The sequence below is a fragment of the Paraburkholderia sp. Clong3 genome, from assembly GCF_050436485.1.
Classification (GTDB): Bacteria; Pseudomonadota; Gammaproteobacteria; order Burkholderiales; family Burkholderiaceae; genus Paraburkholderia; species Paraburkholderia tuberum.
The window spans coordinates 812,319-827,358 of sequence record NZ_JBNDMH010000002.1; the positions used below are offsets into that span (position 1 = coordinate 812,319).

Genomic DNA, 15,040 nt, shown 5'->3' on the forward strand with positions numbered 1-15,040 from the left:
AAACGGCTCGCGCCTGATCGGCAATCGCGCCGACATACTGCGCCGGGCCGCCCCACAGTGTGCCGTGCATCTGTGACCGTACCGCGTGACATGGCGCCGCTGCGTGCAGACGCGCGATAATCCGCGACATTCCACACCAACTTCCTTCCCCTTCGATGAGACCTCCGCGCCTCGACCAGCTCGACGACCTCGACCGCAACCTCGTTGCACTGCTGCAAGCCAACGCGCGCGAGAGCGTCGCGAATCTTGCGCGGCAGCTCGGCGTCGCGCGCACGACCGTGATCGCGCGCATTGCGCGGCTCGAGCGCAGCAACGTGATCGCCGGCTACAGCGTGAGGCTTGGCCAGGATGTGCTCGATTCGAGCATCGTCGCGTATGTCGGCATCATCATCGCGCCGAAGCACGGACCGGCCGTGCAGAAACGCCTCGGCAAAATGCCCGAAGTGCAGATGCTGTGCGCGGTCAGCGGCGAGTTCGACTACGTGGCATGGCTGCGCGCCGATTCGCCCGAGCGGCTCAACGATCTGCTCGATCAGATCGGCGGGCTAGAGGGCGTCGAGCGAACCACGACGTCGATCATTCTCGCGCGCAAGATCGACCGCGGCACGGTGTGAGTCGGCGCGCGGCGTAACTTCTTCGCGAGTGCTGCGAGAGTCCATCGTTGACGCCTTTTTTACGCTGTTTCGACAAATCGTTTGACCGGTTCGTCAGAACGTCGAACCGGATGGTCATACCGCAGCATTTTGCGCGTATGAACTGTTTTTGCTTCTTCCTACACTGTCATTCAAGGGTTCGGCCCGCAGGCGCCGCGCGCAACACGCGGCGCACTTCCCAAGCTCAGAGACAGCACATGGATAACAAGGAGAAGCAGATGAAAGTAGCTATCGTTGGCGCAGGTCTGATCGGTCACACCATTGCCCATATGCTGCGCGAGACGGGCGACTACGAAGTCGTCGCGTTCGACCGCGATCAGCACGCGCTCGACAAGCTCGCCGCCCAGGGCATTCCCACCCGCCGCATCGATTCCGCCGACGCCGCCGTGCTGCGCGCCGCCATCGAGGGCTTCGACGTGCTGATCAACGCGCTGCCGTACTACCTCGCGGTCAACGTCGCATCGGCCGCGAAGGGCGCGGGTGTCCATTATTTCGACCTGACCGAGGACGTACGCGCGACGCACGCGATCCGCGCGATCGCCGAAGATGCCGATCACGCATTCATGCCGCAGTGCGGTCTCGCGCCGGGTTTCATCGGCATTGCCGCGCACGAGCTCGCGAATCGCTTCACGGAAATCCGCGACGTGAAGATGCGCGTCGGCGCGCTGCCCGAGTTTCCGACCAATGCGCTGAAGTACAACCTGACGTGGAGCGTCGACGGCCTGATCAACGAGTACTGCCAGCCGTGCGAGGCCATCCGCGATGGCCGCACGCAATGGGTGCAGCCGCTCGAAGGCCTCGAGCATTTCTCGCTCGACGGCACCGAGTATGAAGCGTTCAACACGTCGGGCGGGCTGGGCACGCTGTGCGAAACGCTGGCGGGCCGCGTCGAATCGCTCGACTACAAGTCGGTGCGCTATCCGGGTCATCGCAACCTGATGCAGTTCCTGCTCGAAGACCTGCGTTTGTCGAGCGACCGCGATACGCTGAAGACCATCATGCGCCGCTCGGTGCCGTCGACCGCGCAAGATGTCGTGCTGGTGTTCATCACCGTGAGCGGCATGCGCGACGGTCAGCTCGTGCAGGAGGTGTTCACGCGCAAGATCTTCGCGAAGACCGTCTGTGGGGTGCCGATGAGCGCGATTCAGATCACGACCGCCGGCGCGATGTGCGCGGTGCTCGATCTGTTCCGCGAGCGCAAGCTGCCGCAAAAGGGCTTCGTGCGCCAGGAGCAGGTGTCGCTCGGCGATTTTCTGGCGAACCGCTTCGGCAAGTTGTACGAAGGGCAGTCGCTGGAGGCGATGGCGACGGTTTAAGGCCGGCATGGCTCGCGTCGAATGAAAATCCCCGTACGTCGTCGACGTACGGGGATTTTCCGTTTTTCAGCCATCATCGGGCCGGCGCGGCACTCGCCAGACAGAAGGGAGGGCCGTCATCCAGCCACGATTTGCGCGACGAGCGCTTCATGGTCCGCCGAACTGGGCGCGGTATTGTCGAACATCAGCAGACCCTCGCGGCTCGCGCCGCTCGGCTCGAAACGCCGCCGCCGGTAGACGTCCCAGTGCGCGAGCTTGTACGCATCGTTGGGATTCGCGCGCGCGACGATCCGCTGCCGCGCCACGTCCTCCGAGGTCCGCACCCACACGACACACAACCTCACGTCCGGCGCGACGCCGAGCCACGCATGATCGAACAGCCGCCGCTCGCGCACCTCGCGAGACAGCGGGCCGACGACCAACGCGCTGATGCCGAGTTCGAGATTGTCGCGCGCCGTATCGATGAGGCCGCGATACTCGGGGTCGCGCAGATGCTGCAGGAAAAGAGGGCTGTCGCGATCGTTCGGATTGCCGGTCAGCATCGCCATCGCGGCCGCGCTATAGCCGCCGTACAGCGTGTCCTTGTCGAGCAGGCAGAAGGGGATGCCGCTCACTTTCATCAGCGGGCCGAGCAGTTTTTTCGCCAGCGTCGTCTTGCCCGTGCCCGCATGACCGCAAAAGAAAACCAGAGAAGTCACGCAGGCTTGTCCTCACGCGGCGCGGCGGCGTCATCGGGGCGCGGGTCGCGCGCGAACGTGCCGTTGGCCTCGAGCCACATCACGTTGATGATGCCGAAGCCGAGCGCCACACCCACGCCGAGAATCCAGGTGAAATACCACATCGCAGTCTCCTTGATCGTGCGTCCGGCGTCGCGGATCGACAGGCATGCCGGCAACCGACGATGGCCAGCCGCGAGCGCGGCCGCCTGCACCGATCATGAAGAAGAACGCCGCGCCATGCAAGAGGCGCGGCGCCCGAGCTCCGTGCGCCGTGGCTGGCGGAATGTCCGCGCGTTGCTATGATGCGCAACGGTCATGCGTACGAGCGTACCGTGTCCGCCGAACCGGCGGACGCGGAGCGACGACCCACACCGCGTAGTCGGAAACTCGGGCCGCAATCGAGAGCACAGGGGAGAACCAGCATGCCGAGGCGCCTGTCTTGCCGCTGCCGAGCCGCACGGATGGCCGGGTCCGCACGCTGCGCCGCGTTGGCCGCATGCGTCGCGCTCAGCGTGCTCACGCTGGCCGGCTGCGCGTCGACGCCGGCCGAGCCGGTACCGTTCAAGCCGGTGCCTGCCGAGCGCATCGTCAGACAGGGCTATACCGCGCCGGGCCCCGGCCTCGTCGCGGTGGACGTGCGGCGCGAGCGTTCGCGCGACGTGATCGTGCGGTTCCGCAATGCGCTCGTCTATATCGACGGCGAGCGCGTGACCGACCTGATGAACGGCGAGCACGTGGTGTTCTATCTGCCGCCCGGCGCGCATCGGATCGGCGTATCGACGCAGTTCGATCCGGTCATCGAGCTGAACTTCGTCGTGACGGCCGACCCGCGCTACACGAACCGCGCCTCGGTCACGTTCAACGACGATCACCGCATCGGCCTGCAGCGGGTCGCGCAGTAGCGTGCGCTCGAGCATTAACAATTGGATACGCGCGGCTTAGGTATCGCGCCTTAACATGGCGGCTGATGCAAGCGGCCTGGAAGCGTGCTTGTCCGTTCATGCAGACCCGTCGACCGTCTTACGCAATGCTTACGCGAGAGGGTGGCGAGGTCTGCTTTTGTATGCAAGGTAATCCGAACATGCTGATCAATTGCGCCGCCTATCAGGACGGCCGGAAACTCGCCGACATCGATATCGACAGCATCAGCGACTACGTCGCGCGGCCCGAGTGCTTCGTCTGGGTCGCGTTGAAAGACCCGAGCCCCGACGAACTCGCGATGATGAAAGACGAGTTCAATCTGCACGAGCTCGCCATCGAAGATGCGCAAACCGGCCATCAACGGCCGAAGATCGAGGAGTACGGCGATTCGCTGTTCACCGTGATGCACACGGTCGAGATGGACGAGCAGGGCGAATTCGTGATCGGCGAAGTCGACGTGTTCGTCGGCGGCAACTATGTGCTGTCGGTGCGGCGCGGCACGCGCACCGGCTTCAAGAGCGTGCGCGCGCGCTGCGAGCATGAGCCGCATCTGTTGAAGGAGGGCTCGGCGTTCGTGCTGTACGCGCTGATCGACGATGTGGTCGACCGTTATTTCCCGGTCATCGAGGCGATGAGCACCGAGCTCGAAACGCTCGAGGACCGCATCTTCGAGAAGAACGACTCGGCCGCCTCGCGCGCGATCGTGCAGGACCTGTACACGATGAAGCGCCGGCTCGTGATCCTCCAGCACCATATCGTGCCGCTGCAGGAAGCGGTCGGCAAACTGACGGGCGGGCGCATTCCGAGCGTCTGCGCCGGCATGCAGGCGTACTTCCGCGACGTCTACGACCACCTCGACCGGATCGTCAGAACCATCGAGGGGCGCCGCGAAATCGTCGTCACGGCGGTGCAGGTGAACCTCGGCATGATCTCGCTCGCCGAGAGCGAAGTCACCAAGCGGCTCGGCTCGTTCGCCGCGCTGTTCGCGGTGCCGACCATGATCGCCGGCATCTACGGGATGAACTTCGAGCGCATTCCCGAGCTGCATTTCAAGTTCGGCTATCCGGTCGTGCTGGCGGTGATGCTGGCGATCGACTTCGTGCTGTACCGGCGTTTTCGCAAGGCCGGCTGGCTGTAGCCGGCGCACCGTTCAATTTCCTCGGGGTTTCCCTTGCGGCGCGCGCGATACCAGGCCAGCATAAGCGGCCTGTGGGTCGCGCCGCACGCGACGCACAGGCGTCATCGACTGCACGGACTGAGCGAGGGAACCTTGCCACACGCTGTTGCCACACCCGCCCGGATCGATCGAGCGCATTGCGGCGCCGCAGATGTTGCGCGCCGGTGCGTTGCAACACCGCGAATCGTTGACATGCCGAAGAGCTTGCGCTGAGAATAGGCCCCGCAAACGTTTGCGCATCACAAAAAATACGGCTCGCCCGCGAGCCTGACAACCTTGGAGATACGCATGAGCCATCGAACCCGTCGTCGCATTCTTGCCGCCGCAGTTCTCGCCACCGCCTCCGCCGTCCTGCCTTTTTCCGCCGCCCACGCGCAGAACGCGCCGGCTCATAAGCCGAAGGTCGCGCTCGTGATGAAGTCGCTCGCCAACGAGTTCTTCCTGACCATGGAGACCGGGGCGAAAGACTATCAGAAGCAGAACCCCGGCAAGTTCGACCTGATCACCAACGGCATCAAGGACGAAACCGACACCGCCAACCAGATCCGCATCGTCGAGCAGATGATCGTGTCGAAGGTCGACGCGATCGTGCTCGCGCCGGCCGATTCGAAGGCGCTCGTGCCGGTCGTCAAGAAGGCGGTCGACGCGGGCATCATCGTCGTCAACATCGACAACCGGCTCGATCCGGACGTGCTGAAGTCGAAAGACCTGAACGTGCCGTTCGTCGGCCCCGACAATCGCAAGGGCGCGCGGCTCGTCGGTGACTACCTCGCGAAGCGCCTGAAGGCTGGCGACGAGGTCGGCATCCTCGAAGGCGTGTCGACCACCACCAACGCGCAGCAGCGCACTGCGGGCTTCAAGGACGCGATGCAGGCGGTCGGCGCGAAGGTCGTGTCGGTGCAGTCGGGCGAGTGGGAAATCGACAAGGGCAACGCGGTCGCATCGGCCATGCTCAACGAGTATCCGAACCTGAAGGCGCTGCTCGCCGGCAACGACAACATGGCGATCGGCGCGGTGTCGGCGGTGCGCGCGGCCGGCAAGCAGGGCAAGGTGCTGGTGGTCGGCTACGACAACATCAACGCAATCCATCCGATGCTGAAGGACGGCCGCGTGCTCGCCACCGCCGACCAGTTCGCGGCGAAGCAGGCCGTGTTCGGCATCGATACCGCGTTGAAGGCATTGAGCGAAAACAAGAAGCAGTCGCAGCTGTCGGGCGTCGTCGAAACGCCGGTCGTTCTGGTGACGAAGGACACCCTGAAGTAAGCGCGCCGCGCCCGGCGCGAAGCACGAGCCGGGCGCAGCCGGGAAAGCGTACGGGAAGCCGCAAAAATCACCACGAATTATGGATAGCGTGTTTTAGAGGCAAACCACCACCCAGCGATCCGCTTTTGTTCAACGAACGCTCAAGAATCCCGCCGCACCGCCGTTAATCCCAGAGATAAGCGTCATGACGGCGGCTCGCGTGGTGAGAGGGAGCGCGGCCATGAGCAGCTGTGCATTCCGCGCAATGGGGCGCCACGAAGGCGCCAGAAGCGCCATGCAACCAGGAGCGCGATGGATTCGACCGACCACGACGCCTTGCCTGTCGTACTGAGCGTCAGCGGCATCGGCAAGACCTATGCCGAACCGGTGCTCGCCGACGTATCGCTGTCGCTGCGAGCGGGCGAGGTATTGGCGTTGACCGGCGAGAACGGCGCGGGCAAGAGCACGCTGTCGAAGATCATCGGCGGGCTGGTCGAAGCGAGCGCGGGCACGATGCGGCTTGCCGACGCGCCGTACGCGCCCGCGAGCCGCACCGAGGCCGAGGCGCTCGGCGTGCGCATGGTCATGCAGGAGTTGAATCTGCTGCCTACGCTGTCGGTCGCCGAGAACCTGTTCCTGAAACGGCTGCCGCGAGCGGGCGCGTTCAGCTTCGGCTGGATCGATCGCGGCAAGCTGCGCGAGAACGCGCGCGAGGCGATGACGCAGGTCGGGCTCGACGCGATCGATCCCGACACGCTGGTCGGCGAACTGGGCATCGGTCATCAGCAGATGGTCGAGATCGCCCGCAACCTGATCGACGACTGCCGGGTGCTGATCCTCGACGAGCCGACCGCGATGCTGACCGCGCGCGAGGTCGATCTGCTGTTCGAGCAGATCGGGCGGCTCAAGGCTCGCGGCGTCGCGCTCGTCTATATCTCGCACCGGCTCGAAGAGCTGGCGCGGGTCGCCGAACGGGTCGCGGTGCTGCGCGACGGCCGCCTCGTGCATGTCGACGCGATGGCGAACCTGACGAGCGAGCAGATCGTCACGTGGATGGTCGGCCGCGAGCTCGGCGAGCATATCGATCTCGGCGAGCGCAACATCGGCGCGCCGCTCCTGAAAGTGGAGCGGCTCGCGCGCGGCAAGCTCGTGCGCGACGTGTCGTTCGAGGTGCGCGCGGGCGAGATTTTCGGTGTGAGCGGACTGATCGGCGCGGGCCGCACCGAGCTGATGCGGCTCATCTACGGCGCCGACCGCAAGGACGGCGGCAGCGTGTCGCTCGCCGCGACGCCGGGCGCGCCGCCTACGCCGGTGCAAATCGACTCGCCGGCGGACGCGGTACGCGCGGGTATCGCGCTGATCACCGAAGACCGCAAGGGCGAAGGCCTGCTGCTGCCGCAACCGATCGCGGCCAACCTGTCGCTCGGCAATCTCGGCAGCGTCGCGCGGCACGGCCTCGTCGACGCGAAGCGCGAGAACGCGCTGGCGCGCAAGCAGATCGCCGCGATGCGGATTCGCAGCTCGGGGCCCGCGCAGGTTGTCGGCGAGCTGTCGGGCGGCAACCAGCAGAAGGTCGTGATCGGCCGCTGGCTCGCGCGCGACTGCCGCGTGCTGTTGTTCGACGAACCGACGCGCGGCATCGACGTCGGCGCGAAGTTCGATATTTATGGCCTGATGGGCGCGCTCGCTCGCGACGGCCGCGCGCTCGTCGTGGTGTCGAGCGATCTGCGCGAACTGATGCTGATCTGCGACCGGATCGGCGTGATGTCGGCGGGCAGCATGACAGGCGTGTTCGAGCGCGCGAGCTGGAGCCAGGATGCGCTGCTCGCGGCTGCGTTCGCCGGCTACCGCGGCCGTGACGCGCTGCTGCACACGCACGGCGTCAACGAAGCAGGGAGTCTGTGATGACCGATCAATCGTGGCGCGAGGCGGCGGGTGTCAAACAGGACGGCCAGTTGGACGGCCAGTTGGGCGGCCAGCAGGACGGCAAGCAAGGCGGTGCGCCGGACGCGCCCGCCGTGACGCCGCCCGCCGATCCGTCGGCGCCGCTCGCGAGCGGCAAGCCGGCCGGCACGCGGCTCGGCTTTTCGAACTACCTGGGCCTCGCCGGCGCGCTGCTCGCGATGATCGTGCTGTTCTCGCTGCTGAGTTCGCACTTTCTGAGCTACGACACGTTCAGCACGATCGCGAACCAGATTCCGGATCTCGTCGTGATGTCGGTCGGCATGACCTTCGTGCTGATCATCGCGGGGATCGATCTGTCGGTGGGCTCGGTGCTCGCGCTCGGGGCGTCGGTGGTCAGCGTGGTGACGCTGAAGTGGGGCTGGGGGCCAGCTGCCGGCGCGCTGCTCGGGGTCGCGGTTGCGGCGCTGACCGGCACCGTGACCGGCGCGGTGACGGTGGGCTGGCGAATTCCGTCGTTCATCGTGTCGCTCGGCGTGCTCGAGGCGGCGCGCGGCATGGCGTATCAGATGACCAATTCGCGCACCGCGTATATCGGCGATGCGTTCGATTTTCTGTCGAACCCGATTGCGCTTGGCATCTCGCCGGCCTTTCTGATCGCGGTCGCGGTGATGGTGATCGCGCAGCTGGTGCTGACGCGCACGGTGTTCGGGCGCTATCTGGTCGGGATCGGCACTAACGAGGAAGCGGTGCGGCTCGCGGGCGTCAATCCGCGGCCGTACAAGGTGATCGTGTTCGCGCTGATGGGCGCGCTGTCCGGACTCGCGGCGCTGTTCCAGATCTCGCGGCTCGAGGCGGCCGATCCGAATGCGGGTGTCGGCCTGGAGCTGCAGGTGATCGCGGCGGTCGTGATTGGCGGCACGAGTCTGATGGGCGGGCGTGGTTCGGTTATCAGCACGTTCTTTGGCGTGCTGATCATTTCGGTGCTGGCGGCGGGCCTCGCGCAGATCGGCGCGAACGAGCCGACCAAGCGCATGATCACCGGCGCGGTGATCGTGGTGGCGGTGGTGCTCGATACGTACCGCAGTCGCCGCAAACGCGCCTGAGGTGTGCGCCGCCGCGCAACGATGAATGAGTGCATGGGACCGGAGTAAGCGCTGAAGCGCTAACTCCGTTCGACCGCGATGAAACTGCATGGGACCGGAGTAAGCGCTGAAGCGCTAACTCCGTTCGACAGGAGAGCAACAGGTTATGACGACGATCAAGGATGTGGCGGCGGTGGCGGGCGTGTCGTTCACGACGGTATCGCACGTCGTGAACAACTCGCGGCCGGTGTCGGCCGATGTGCGCGCGAAAGTCGAGCACGCGATCCGTCAACTGCACTATGTGCCGTCGGCGGTCGCGCGCTCGCTGAAGGCGCGCGCGACCGCGACGATCGGACTGGTGGTGCCGAACAGCACGAACCCGTATTTCGCGGAGCTCGCGCGCGGCATCGAGGACGGCTGCGCGCGCAATGGCTACTGCGTGTTCTTCTGCAACTCCGACGATGACCCCGCGAAGCAGCGCAACTATCTGCGCGTGCTGCAGGAAAAACGCATCGACGGGTTGATCGTCGCGTCGGCCGGCGACGACGCCGTGCTCGCGCAGGCGCTCGCCGACGCGCGCGAGCCGCTCGTGGTGGTGGACCGCAACATCGAGGGAGTCAGCGCGGACCTCGTGCAGATCGATCACGAGAAGGGCGCGTATCTGGCCACCCGTCATCTGCTCGAGCTCGGGCATGTGCGGATCGGTTGCATCACGGGGCCGGTGCAGACCGCGGTCAGCGCGATGCGGGTGCACGGCTTCATTCGCGCGATGGCCGAGCGTGGCATCGAGATTCCGGCCGATGCGATCGTCGAAAGCGATTTTTCGGGGACGGGCGGACATCGCGCGGCCGCGCAGCTGTTCGATACGGTCAGGCCGTCGGCGATTTTCGCGGGCAACGACATGATGGGCATCGGCGCGTTGCGCGCGGCGGCGGAGCGCAATATCAGCGTGCCGCGCGATTGCTCGATCATCGGTTTCGACGATATCGAGCTGGGCCGCTTCACGTTCCCGTCGCTGTCGACGGTCGGACAGTCGGTGCGCGCGCTTGGCGACACGGCCGCGCAGACGCTGATCGACCGGATCGCCGAGGCGTCGTCGAACAGCACCGCGCGGGCGCCTGCGCGCCGCCGCGTGGTGTCGCCGCGGCTGATCGTGCGGGAGTCCACCGCGACATGGGCGGGCGAGGAACGGCGGGATCTGGCGGCCTGATGCGCCGGATCAAGGACGCATGAGGGGCGCTCGAAGGACGCGCGCGCAATGGCGACGCGACCCGTCGCGCAACGGAGGACACTCGAGTGGCAAGCAACCCAACCCGCGCACGCGTCACGGTGGTCGGTAGTCTGAACATGGACCTCGTGGTGCGTTCGCCACGCCTGCCCCAACCGGGCGAGACCCTGGCCGGCCGCGGCTTCGCGCAGGTCGCGGGCGGCAAGGGCGGCAACCAGGCGGTCGCGGCCGCGCGGCTCGGCGCGCAGGTGTCGATGCTCGGCTGCGTCGGTGCCGATGCGAATGGCGCGCAGCTGCGCGCGGGCCTCGAAGCGGAGCGCATCGACTGCGCCGCGCTCGAAACCGGCAGGGAGCCGAGCGGTGTGGCGCTGATCGTCGTCGACGATGCGAGCCAGAATACGATCGTGATCGTCGCGGGCAGCAACGGCGAGGTCACGCCGGCCACCATCGCGCGACACGAAGCGACGCTCGCCGCCGCCGACGTCGTGATCTGTCAGCTCGAAACCCCGCCCGAATCGGTGCGCGCGGCGCTGGCGGCGGCGCGGCGGCTCGGTAAGACCGTGATCCTGAATCCGGCGCCCGCCACCGGCCCGTTGCCGGCCGACTGGCTGCCGCTGATCGACTACCTGATTCCGAACGAACTCGAAGCCGCCGCGCTGAGCGGTCTCCCCGTCGACTCGCCCGAGGACGCCGCACGGGCCGCCGCCGCATTGCGTGCGGCCGGCGCGCGCAACGTGCTGGTCACGCTCGGTGCGCGCGGCGTGCATGCGTCGCTCGAAGGCGCGGCCGCGACGCTGTACGACGCGCCGCGCGTCGAGGCGGTCGACACGACCGCGGCCGGCGACACCTTCATCGGCGGCTTCGCGGCGCAGCTCGCGCAGGGCGCGAGCGTCGATGCGGCGATCCGCTTCGCGCAGCGCGCCGCCGCGCTATCGGTGACGCGCGCGGGTGCGCAGCCATCGATTCCGACGCGCTCCGAGGTCGACGCATCGGACTGATGCCGCAGCGGCATTGGCACCGCGCACGCTGCCTGATCGAACTGTCCTGCCACCGCTTCGGGCCACTCCGAACGGCTCGCATCTCCACCCATTCCCGCCGCCAAACCGTCAAAAATCGTGCTTTGACGAATATCGCCGCGTTTCCCTGCGCGCCGCGAACACACTCATTTCCAGTCAACTTGCTTTCAACGTCTTACAACGTCTTTGTTCATACCTTTTAAATGCTTCAAGTCCATGAGTGCGCTGCCGTAAACGGAAATTAGAACGCTCTTTCAAAAAAGCGCCGGACCCAACACACGCCGCTCCCACGCTGCGTAGGCAGCAGCCTCTCATTGAGTACAGCACACAGGACCAAGCATGTTGAATAAAGGCATCACGATCAAGGCGCGAATTGGCCTCACGATGGCGTTCCTCGCCGCGTTGCTGGTTGCGATCGGCGTTTTCGGTCTGTTCGGCATGAGCCATTCGAACGACGCCTATGAGGACACGTTCACCAACGCGATGCCGGGCGCGGTGAACATCGGCAACGCGGAAATCTACGCGGCTCGCGAACGACTCGCGCTCGACCGCGCCGCGTTCCTGGTCGGCACGCCGGAAGCGGCCACCACCATCGAGCGCGGGCGCATGCTCGGGGGCACGTCCGACATGTGGTGGAAAAAATATCTCGATCTGCCACGCGACGCGGACGAAGACCGGCTTGCGCAGGACGTCGCCGCGAAGCGCAACGCGCTGCATCAGCAACTCGAAACGTTCGCGGCGGTGATCACGGCGAACGATCAGGGCAAGCTGGTCGAGCACGCGAAGAATCTGCAGGTCGTCTTCAACGACCTCGTCGGCGCCGACGACGCACTGCGCAAATACCAGTTCGATTCGGCCAGGCAGGGCTTCGACTCCGCGCAGAGCAGTTTCCAGACGTTCCGCGTGGTCAGCATCGGCGCGCTGGTGATCGGCGTACTGGCGGCGGCCCTGTCGTATCTGACGCTGAGCCGCTCGATCGCGCGTCCGCTCGACGAAGCGCTCGGCCACTTCGATGCGATCGCGGCCGGCGATCTGCGTCGTCCGGTGATCGCGACATCGCGCGACGAAATGGGGCAACTGCTCGAAGGAATCGCCAGAATGCAGCGCAGCCTCACCGAAACGGTGCGCAGCGTGCGCGGCGGTAGCGAGTCGATCGCGACCGCGACGCGCCAGATCGCGGCGGGCAACATCGACCTGTCGTCGCGAACCGAGGAGCAGGCGTCGGCGTTGCAGGAAACCGCCTCGAGCATGGAGCAGTTGACCGGCACGGTGCGGCAGAATGCCGACAACGCGCGCCAGGCGAGCGCGCTCGCGGCCAACGCGTCCGAGATCGCCAACAAGGGTAGCGCGGTGGTCGGCCAGGTGGTCGGCACGATGGGCGACATCAACCAGAGTTCGGCGAAGATCGCCGACATCATCTCGATCATCGAAGGCATTGCCTTCCAGACCAACATCCTCGCGTTGAACGCAGCCGTCGAGGCGGCGCGCGCCGGCGAGGAAGGGCGCGGCTTCGCGGTCGTCGCGGGCGAAGTGCGCAGCCTCGCGCAGCGTTCGTCGGCGGCGGCCAAGGAGATCAAGGAGCTGATCGATACGTCGGTCGAGCGCGTGCAGTCGGGCTCGGCGCTCGTCGACGAGGCCGGCCGCACGATGAGCGAAATCATCGGCGCGGTGCAGCGCGTGACCGACATCATGGGCGAGATCGCGGCGGCGTCGGAGGAGCAGAGCGGCGGCATCGACCAGGTCGCGCGCGCGGTCACGCAGATGGACGAGGTCACGCAGCAGAATGCGGCGCTCGTCGAGGAAGCGGCCGCCGCCGCGTCGTCGCTCGAGGAGCAGGCGGCGCGGCTGCGCAGCGCGGTCGCGGTGTTCCAGGTCGACGACAGCGGCCGTGGCGGTCACGAAGCGGCGTCGGCGCTTGCGGCGCCGAAGCGTCCGGTGTCCACGAGCCCGGTCGCTACACGCGCACGCAAGCTCACGCCGGCTACCGCGCAGGCGGCGTTGCCGGCGAAGTCATCGATCCCGGCCGCGGCCGCTGTCGCGCCGCCGGTAGCGGCCGCCTCCACGCCCACGCCCACGCGCGCGCCGGCCAGGTCCGCGGCGACGGCCGGCAGCGATCGGGATTGGGAGACCTTCTGAGCTGGCTCGGATTCAGGTGTACATGGGCGGCGGCGCTGTCGTGCCTCAGGTGAGTCGAGACGCGCCGTGCGGCGCAACAGCCGTTCCCGTTCCCGTTCGCTAGCTGTCCGGCATCCGCGTCGCACCCGCGACGATCGCTTCGCGAAAAGCCGCGCCTGGACACCCCATGCGCGGTTTTTTTTCAGCTCCGGCAAGAATTAACGTTTGCGCGCCGACGCCTTTCACCGGCGCGTGTCGCGATCCGGTACATTGACGGGCACGGCCCCGATCCGTTTGCGCGGCGCGCGGCTGCCCGCACCTCCAACAGGTGGTTCCCACATATTGCTACGTCCTGCGAACCCTGCCATGCGCCAGCCACAAAGAACCGACATGACGCGATACGATCTTGCGCAACGCCTCGTCGAGGCACGCCGGCAGCGCCGGCCGATCGACGCGCCCGCACCCGACAGCCTGCCGCCCGACGCGGCGACCGCCTACGCGATCCAGCAGGCGGTGATCGTGGGCCTCGGCGAGTCGACCGGCGCGTGGAAGATCGGCGCGAAGTCGCCGGGCGGCGCCGCGTCGGGCGCACCGATTCCGGCCTCGCTGGTGATGCCGTCGCCAGCGAGGCTCGCGCATGACGGCTTCTTTCGCGTGCTGGTGGAGCTCGAGATCGCGTTCCGCTTCGACGTGACGATCGAGCCGCGCGCTCAGGCGTATGCGCGCGACGAGGTACTGTCGAAGGTCGGCGCCGTGCTGCCGGCCATCGAGATCGTCGACAGCCGCTTCGCCGAATGGCCGAATGTCGCGCCGCTCGCGCAGTTGGCCGACGCGCAGAACAACGGCGCGCTGATCACCGGCCATCCGGCCGTCTATGCGAGCCTCGCGCGCGGCTTCGACTTCGTGTCGCCGGAACTGGAGCTGAGTTTCAACGGCCGCTCGCTGATACCGGAAGTGACCGGCAATCCGGCAGGCGATCCGCGCGAGCTGCTCGTGTGGTTCGTCAACCATTGCGCGGCGATGGGCATCACGATCGAGCGCAACTGGACCTTGACCACCGGTTCATACGTCGGCGCGCACAAGATCGACGAACCCGGCATCGTGCGTGGTCATATCGACGGATTGGGTGAAGTGGAAATTGAACTGACCTGATCGATGCTGCGGCGCTTGTAACCGCAAATTACAACGCTTGATTCCAAACGGCTGCCCGCGTGCAGCCGTTTTTATTTTGGCGAATTTGAAACGGTGGCAGTCTTTGAATCGTCAACCTGTTCGAATGCATTTGTTGCAACCTTGCCGCTTCCTTCCGTATACACCTATGAGAGCGCCGCGAGTCCGTCACGTGGATGCTTTTTGTGACGAAGTGTGCGTGCGCAGACAGCCGCATTTTGGTGGCGGGTCGACGGTGCGGGTACGGGATGTGCAATAGCAACGCGGTGACTTGACGCGATGCAGCGGTCCGGCGAAGTCCTGCAGGAGCACTGAATAGCGATGCGGTGCTGAAGAAAGTAGCGATACAGCGGTGCAGCAGATGATGTGATTGGTTGCTGTGTGAGTAAAAAAAATTGTAAGTGGTCGAATCTCTGTTTCCAGGTGAGGATTGTAGCGTGGCGGTTACGGCGCGATTTTCGCAACGTAGTCCGTGAAAAAAAATTTAAAAGGGTTT

13 protein-coding genes are annotated in these 15,040 nt (G+C 65.9%); 11 read left to right on the top strand and 2 right to left on the bottom strand.

All coding sequences use genetic code 11. The annotated features are described in order from the left end of the window. The first annotated feature begins 155 nt into the window (after positions 1–155). Entirely contained in the window at positions 156–614 is a 459-nt protein-coding gene (locus tag OKW30_RS08050) for an Lrp/AsnC family transcriptional regulator (protein WP_090805298.1), read from the top strand. Between the two features lie 257 nt (positions 615–871). Further along, entirely contained in the window at positions 872–1,969 is a 1,098-nt protein-coding gene (locus OKW30_RS08055) for a saccharopine dehydrogenase family protein (protein WP_184022712.1), read from the top strand. Positions 1,970–2,085: 116 nt separating this feature from the next. Here OKW30_RS08055 and OKW30_RS08060 read toward each other — a convergent pair whose 3' ends face one another. Together OKW30_RS08060 and cydX are read right to left on the bottom strand one after the other, a co-directional pair. Further along, positions 2,086–2,667 (bottom strand): AAA family ATPase, encoded by a 582-nt coding sequence (locus OKW30_RS08060; protein WP_184065999.1) that lies wholly within the window; start codon positions 2,665–2,667, stop codon positions 2,086–2,088. Further along, on the bottom strand, positions 2,664–2,810 hold the full coding sequence (gene cydX / locus OKW30_RS08065) for a cytochrome bd-I oxidase subunit CydX (RefSeq protein WP_184056699.1): 147 nt from the start codon (positions 2,808–2,810) through the stop codon (positions 2,664–2,666). The genes OKW30_RS08060 and cydX overlap by 4 nt, the downstream gene beginning before the upstream one ends. Before the next feature lie 339 nt (positions 2,811–3,149). Here cydX and OKW30_RS08070 point away from each other — a divergent pair, with 339 nt between their 5' ends. The 9 genes from OKW30_RS08070 (at position 3,150) to OKW30_RS08110 (ending at position 14,526) form a co-directional block, all read left to right on the top strand. Then, entirely contained in the window at positions 3,150–3,590 is a 441-nt protein-coding gene (locus OKW30_RS08070; RefSeq protein WP_244145012.1) for a DUF2846 domain-containing protein, read from the top strand. Positions 3,591–3,769: 179 nt separating this feature from the next. Further along, a complete protein-coding gene (corA, locus tag OKW30_RS08075; protein WP_429346439.1) occupies positions 3,770–4,747 on the top strand; it encodes a magnesium/cobalt transporter CorA in 978 nt (325 codons plus the stop codon). Positions 4,748–5,074: 327 nt separating this feature from the next. Beyond that, the gene (locus OKW30_RS08080; protein WP_184022717.1) at positions 5,075–6,049 is read left to right on the top strand and encodes a sugar ABC transporter substrate-binding protein; all 975 of its coding nucleotides are present in this window, start codon (positions 5,075–5,077) and stop codon (positions 6,047–6,049) included. Positions 6,050–6,340: 291 nt separating this feature from the next. After that, positions 6,341–7,933: a sugar ABC transporter ATP-binding protein gene (locus tag OKW30_RS08085; RefSeq protein WP_429346440.1), complete on the top strand. Its 1,593-nt coding sequence runs from the start codon at positions 6,341–6,343 to the stop codon at positions 7,931–7,933. Next, complete coding sequence (locus OKW30_RS08090; RefSeq protein ID WP_429346441.1) at positions 7,933–9,036, top strand: ABC transporter permease; 1,104 nt, start codon at positions 7,933–7,935, stop codon at positions 9,034–9,036. The genes OKW30_RS08085 and OKW30_RS08090 overlap by 1 nt, the downstream gene beginning before the upstream one ends. A 145-nt stretch (positions 9,037–9,181) precedes the next feature. Further along, positions 9,182–10,225 (top strand): LacI family DNA-binding transcriptional regulator, encoded by a 1,044-nt coding sequence (locus OKW30_RS08095; RefSeq protein WP_429346442.1) that lies wholly within the window; start codon positions 9,182–9,184, stop codon positions 10,223–10,225. Between the two features lie 86 nt (positions 10,226–10,311). Beyond that, a complete protein-coding gene (gene rbsK / locus OKW30_RS08100) occupies positions 10,312–11,241 on the top strand; it encodes a ribokinase (protein ID WP_429346443.1) in 930 nt (309 codons plus the stop codon). Positions 11,242–11,598: 357 nt separating this feature from the next. Then, positions 11,599–13,395: a methyl-accepting chemotaxis protein gene (locus OKW30_RS08105; protein ID WP_429346444.1), complete on the top strand. Its 1,797-nt coding sequence runs from the start codon at positions 11,599–11,601 to the stop codon at positions 13,393–13,395. 369 nt (positions 13,396–13,764) lie between these two features. Further along, entirely contained in the window at positions 13,765–14,526 is a 762-nt protein-coding gene (locus OKW30_RS08110) for a 2-keto-4-pentenoate hydratase (RefSeq protein ID WP_090805819.1), read from the top strand. The last annotated feature ends 514 nt before the right edge of the window (positions 14,527–15,040 follow it).

What these genes read in the sequence shown, in the direction of transcription:
- OKW30_RS08050 (WP_090805298.1), top strand. Translation starts at nt 156, where the DNA reads ATGAGACCTCCGCGCCTCGACCAGCTCGACGACCTCGACCGCAACCTC.
- OKW30_RS08055 (WP_184022712.1), top strand. Translation starts at nt 872, where the DNA reads ATGAAAGTAGCTATCGTTGGCGCAGGTCTGATCGGTCACACCATTGCC.
- cydX (WP_184056699.1), bottom strand. Translation starts at nt 2,810, where the DNA reads ATGTGGTATTTCACCTGGATTCTCGGCGTGGGTGTGGCGCTCGGCTTC.
- OKW30_RS08070 (WP_244145012.1), top strand. Translation starts at nt 3,150, where the DNA reads ATGGCCGGGTCCGCACGCTGCGCCGCGTTGGCCGCATGCGTCGCGCTC.
- corA (WP_429346439.1), top strand. Translation starts at nt 3,770, where the DNA reads ATGCTGATCAATTGCGCCGCCTATCAGGACGGCCGGAAACTCGCCGAC.
- OKW30_RS08080 (WP_184022717.1), top strand. Translation starts at nt 5,075, where the DNA reads ATGAGCCATCGAACCCGTCGTCGCATTCTTGCCGCCGCAGTTCTCGCC.
- OKW30_RS08085 (WP_429346440.1), top strand. Translation starts at nt 6,341, where the DNA reads ATGGATTCGACCGACCACGACGCCTTGCCTGTCGTACTGAGCGTCAGC.
- OKW30_RS08090 (WP_429346441.1), top strand. Translation starts at nt 7,933, where the DNA reads ATGACCGATCAATCGTGGCGCGAGGCGGCGGGTGTCAAACAGGACGGC.
- OKW30_RS08095 (WP_429346442.1), top strand. Translation starts at nt 9,182, where the DNA reads ATGACGACGATCAAGGATGTGGCGGCGGTGGCGGGCGTGTCGTTCACG.
- OKW30_RS08105 (WP_429346444.1), top strand. Translation starts at nt 11,599, where the DNA reads ATGTTGAATAAAGGCATCACGATCAAGGCGCGAATTGGCCTCACGATG.
- OKW30_RS08110 (WP_090805819.1), top strand. Translation starts at nt 13,765, where the DNA reads ATGACGCGATACGATCTTGCGCAACGCCTCGTCGAGGCACGCCGGCAG.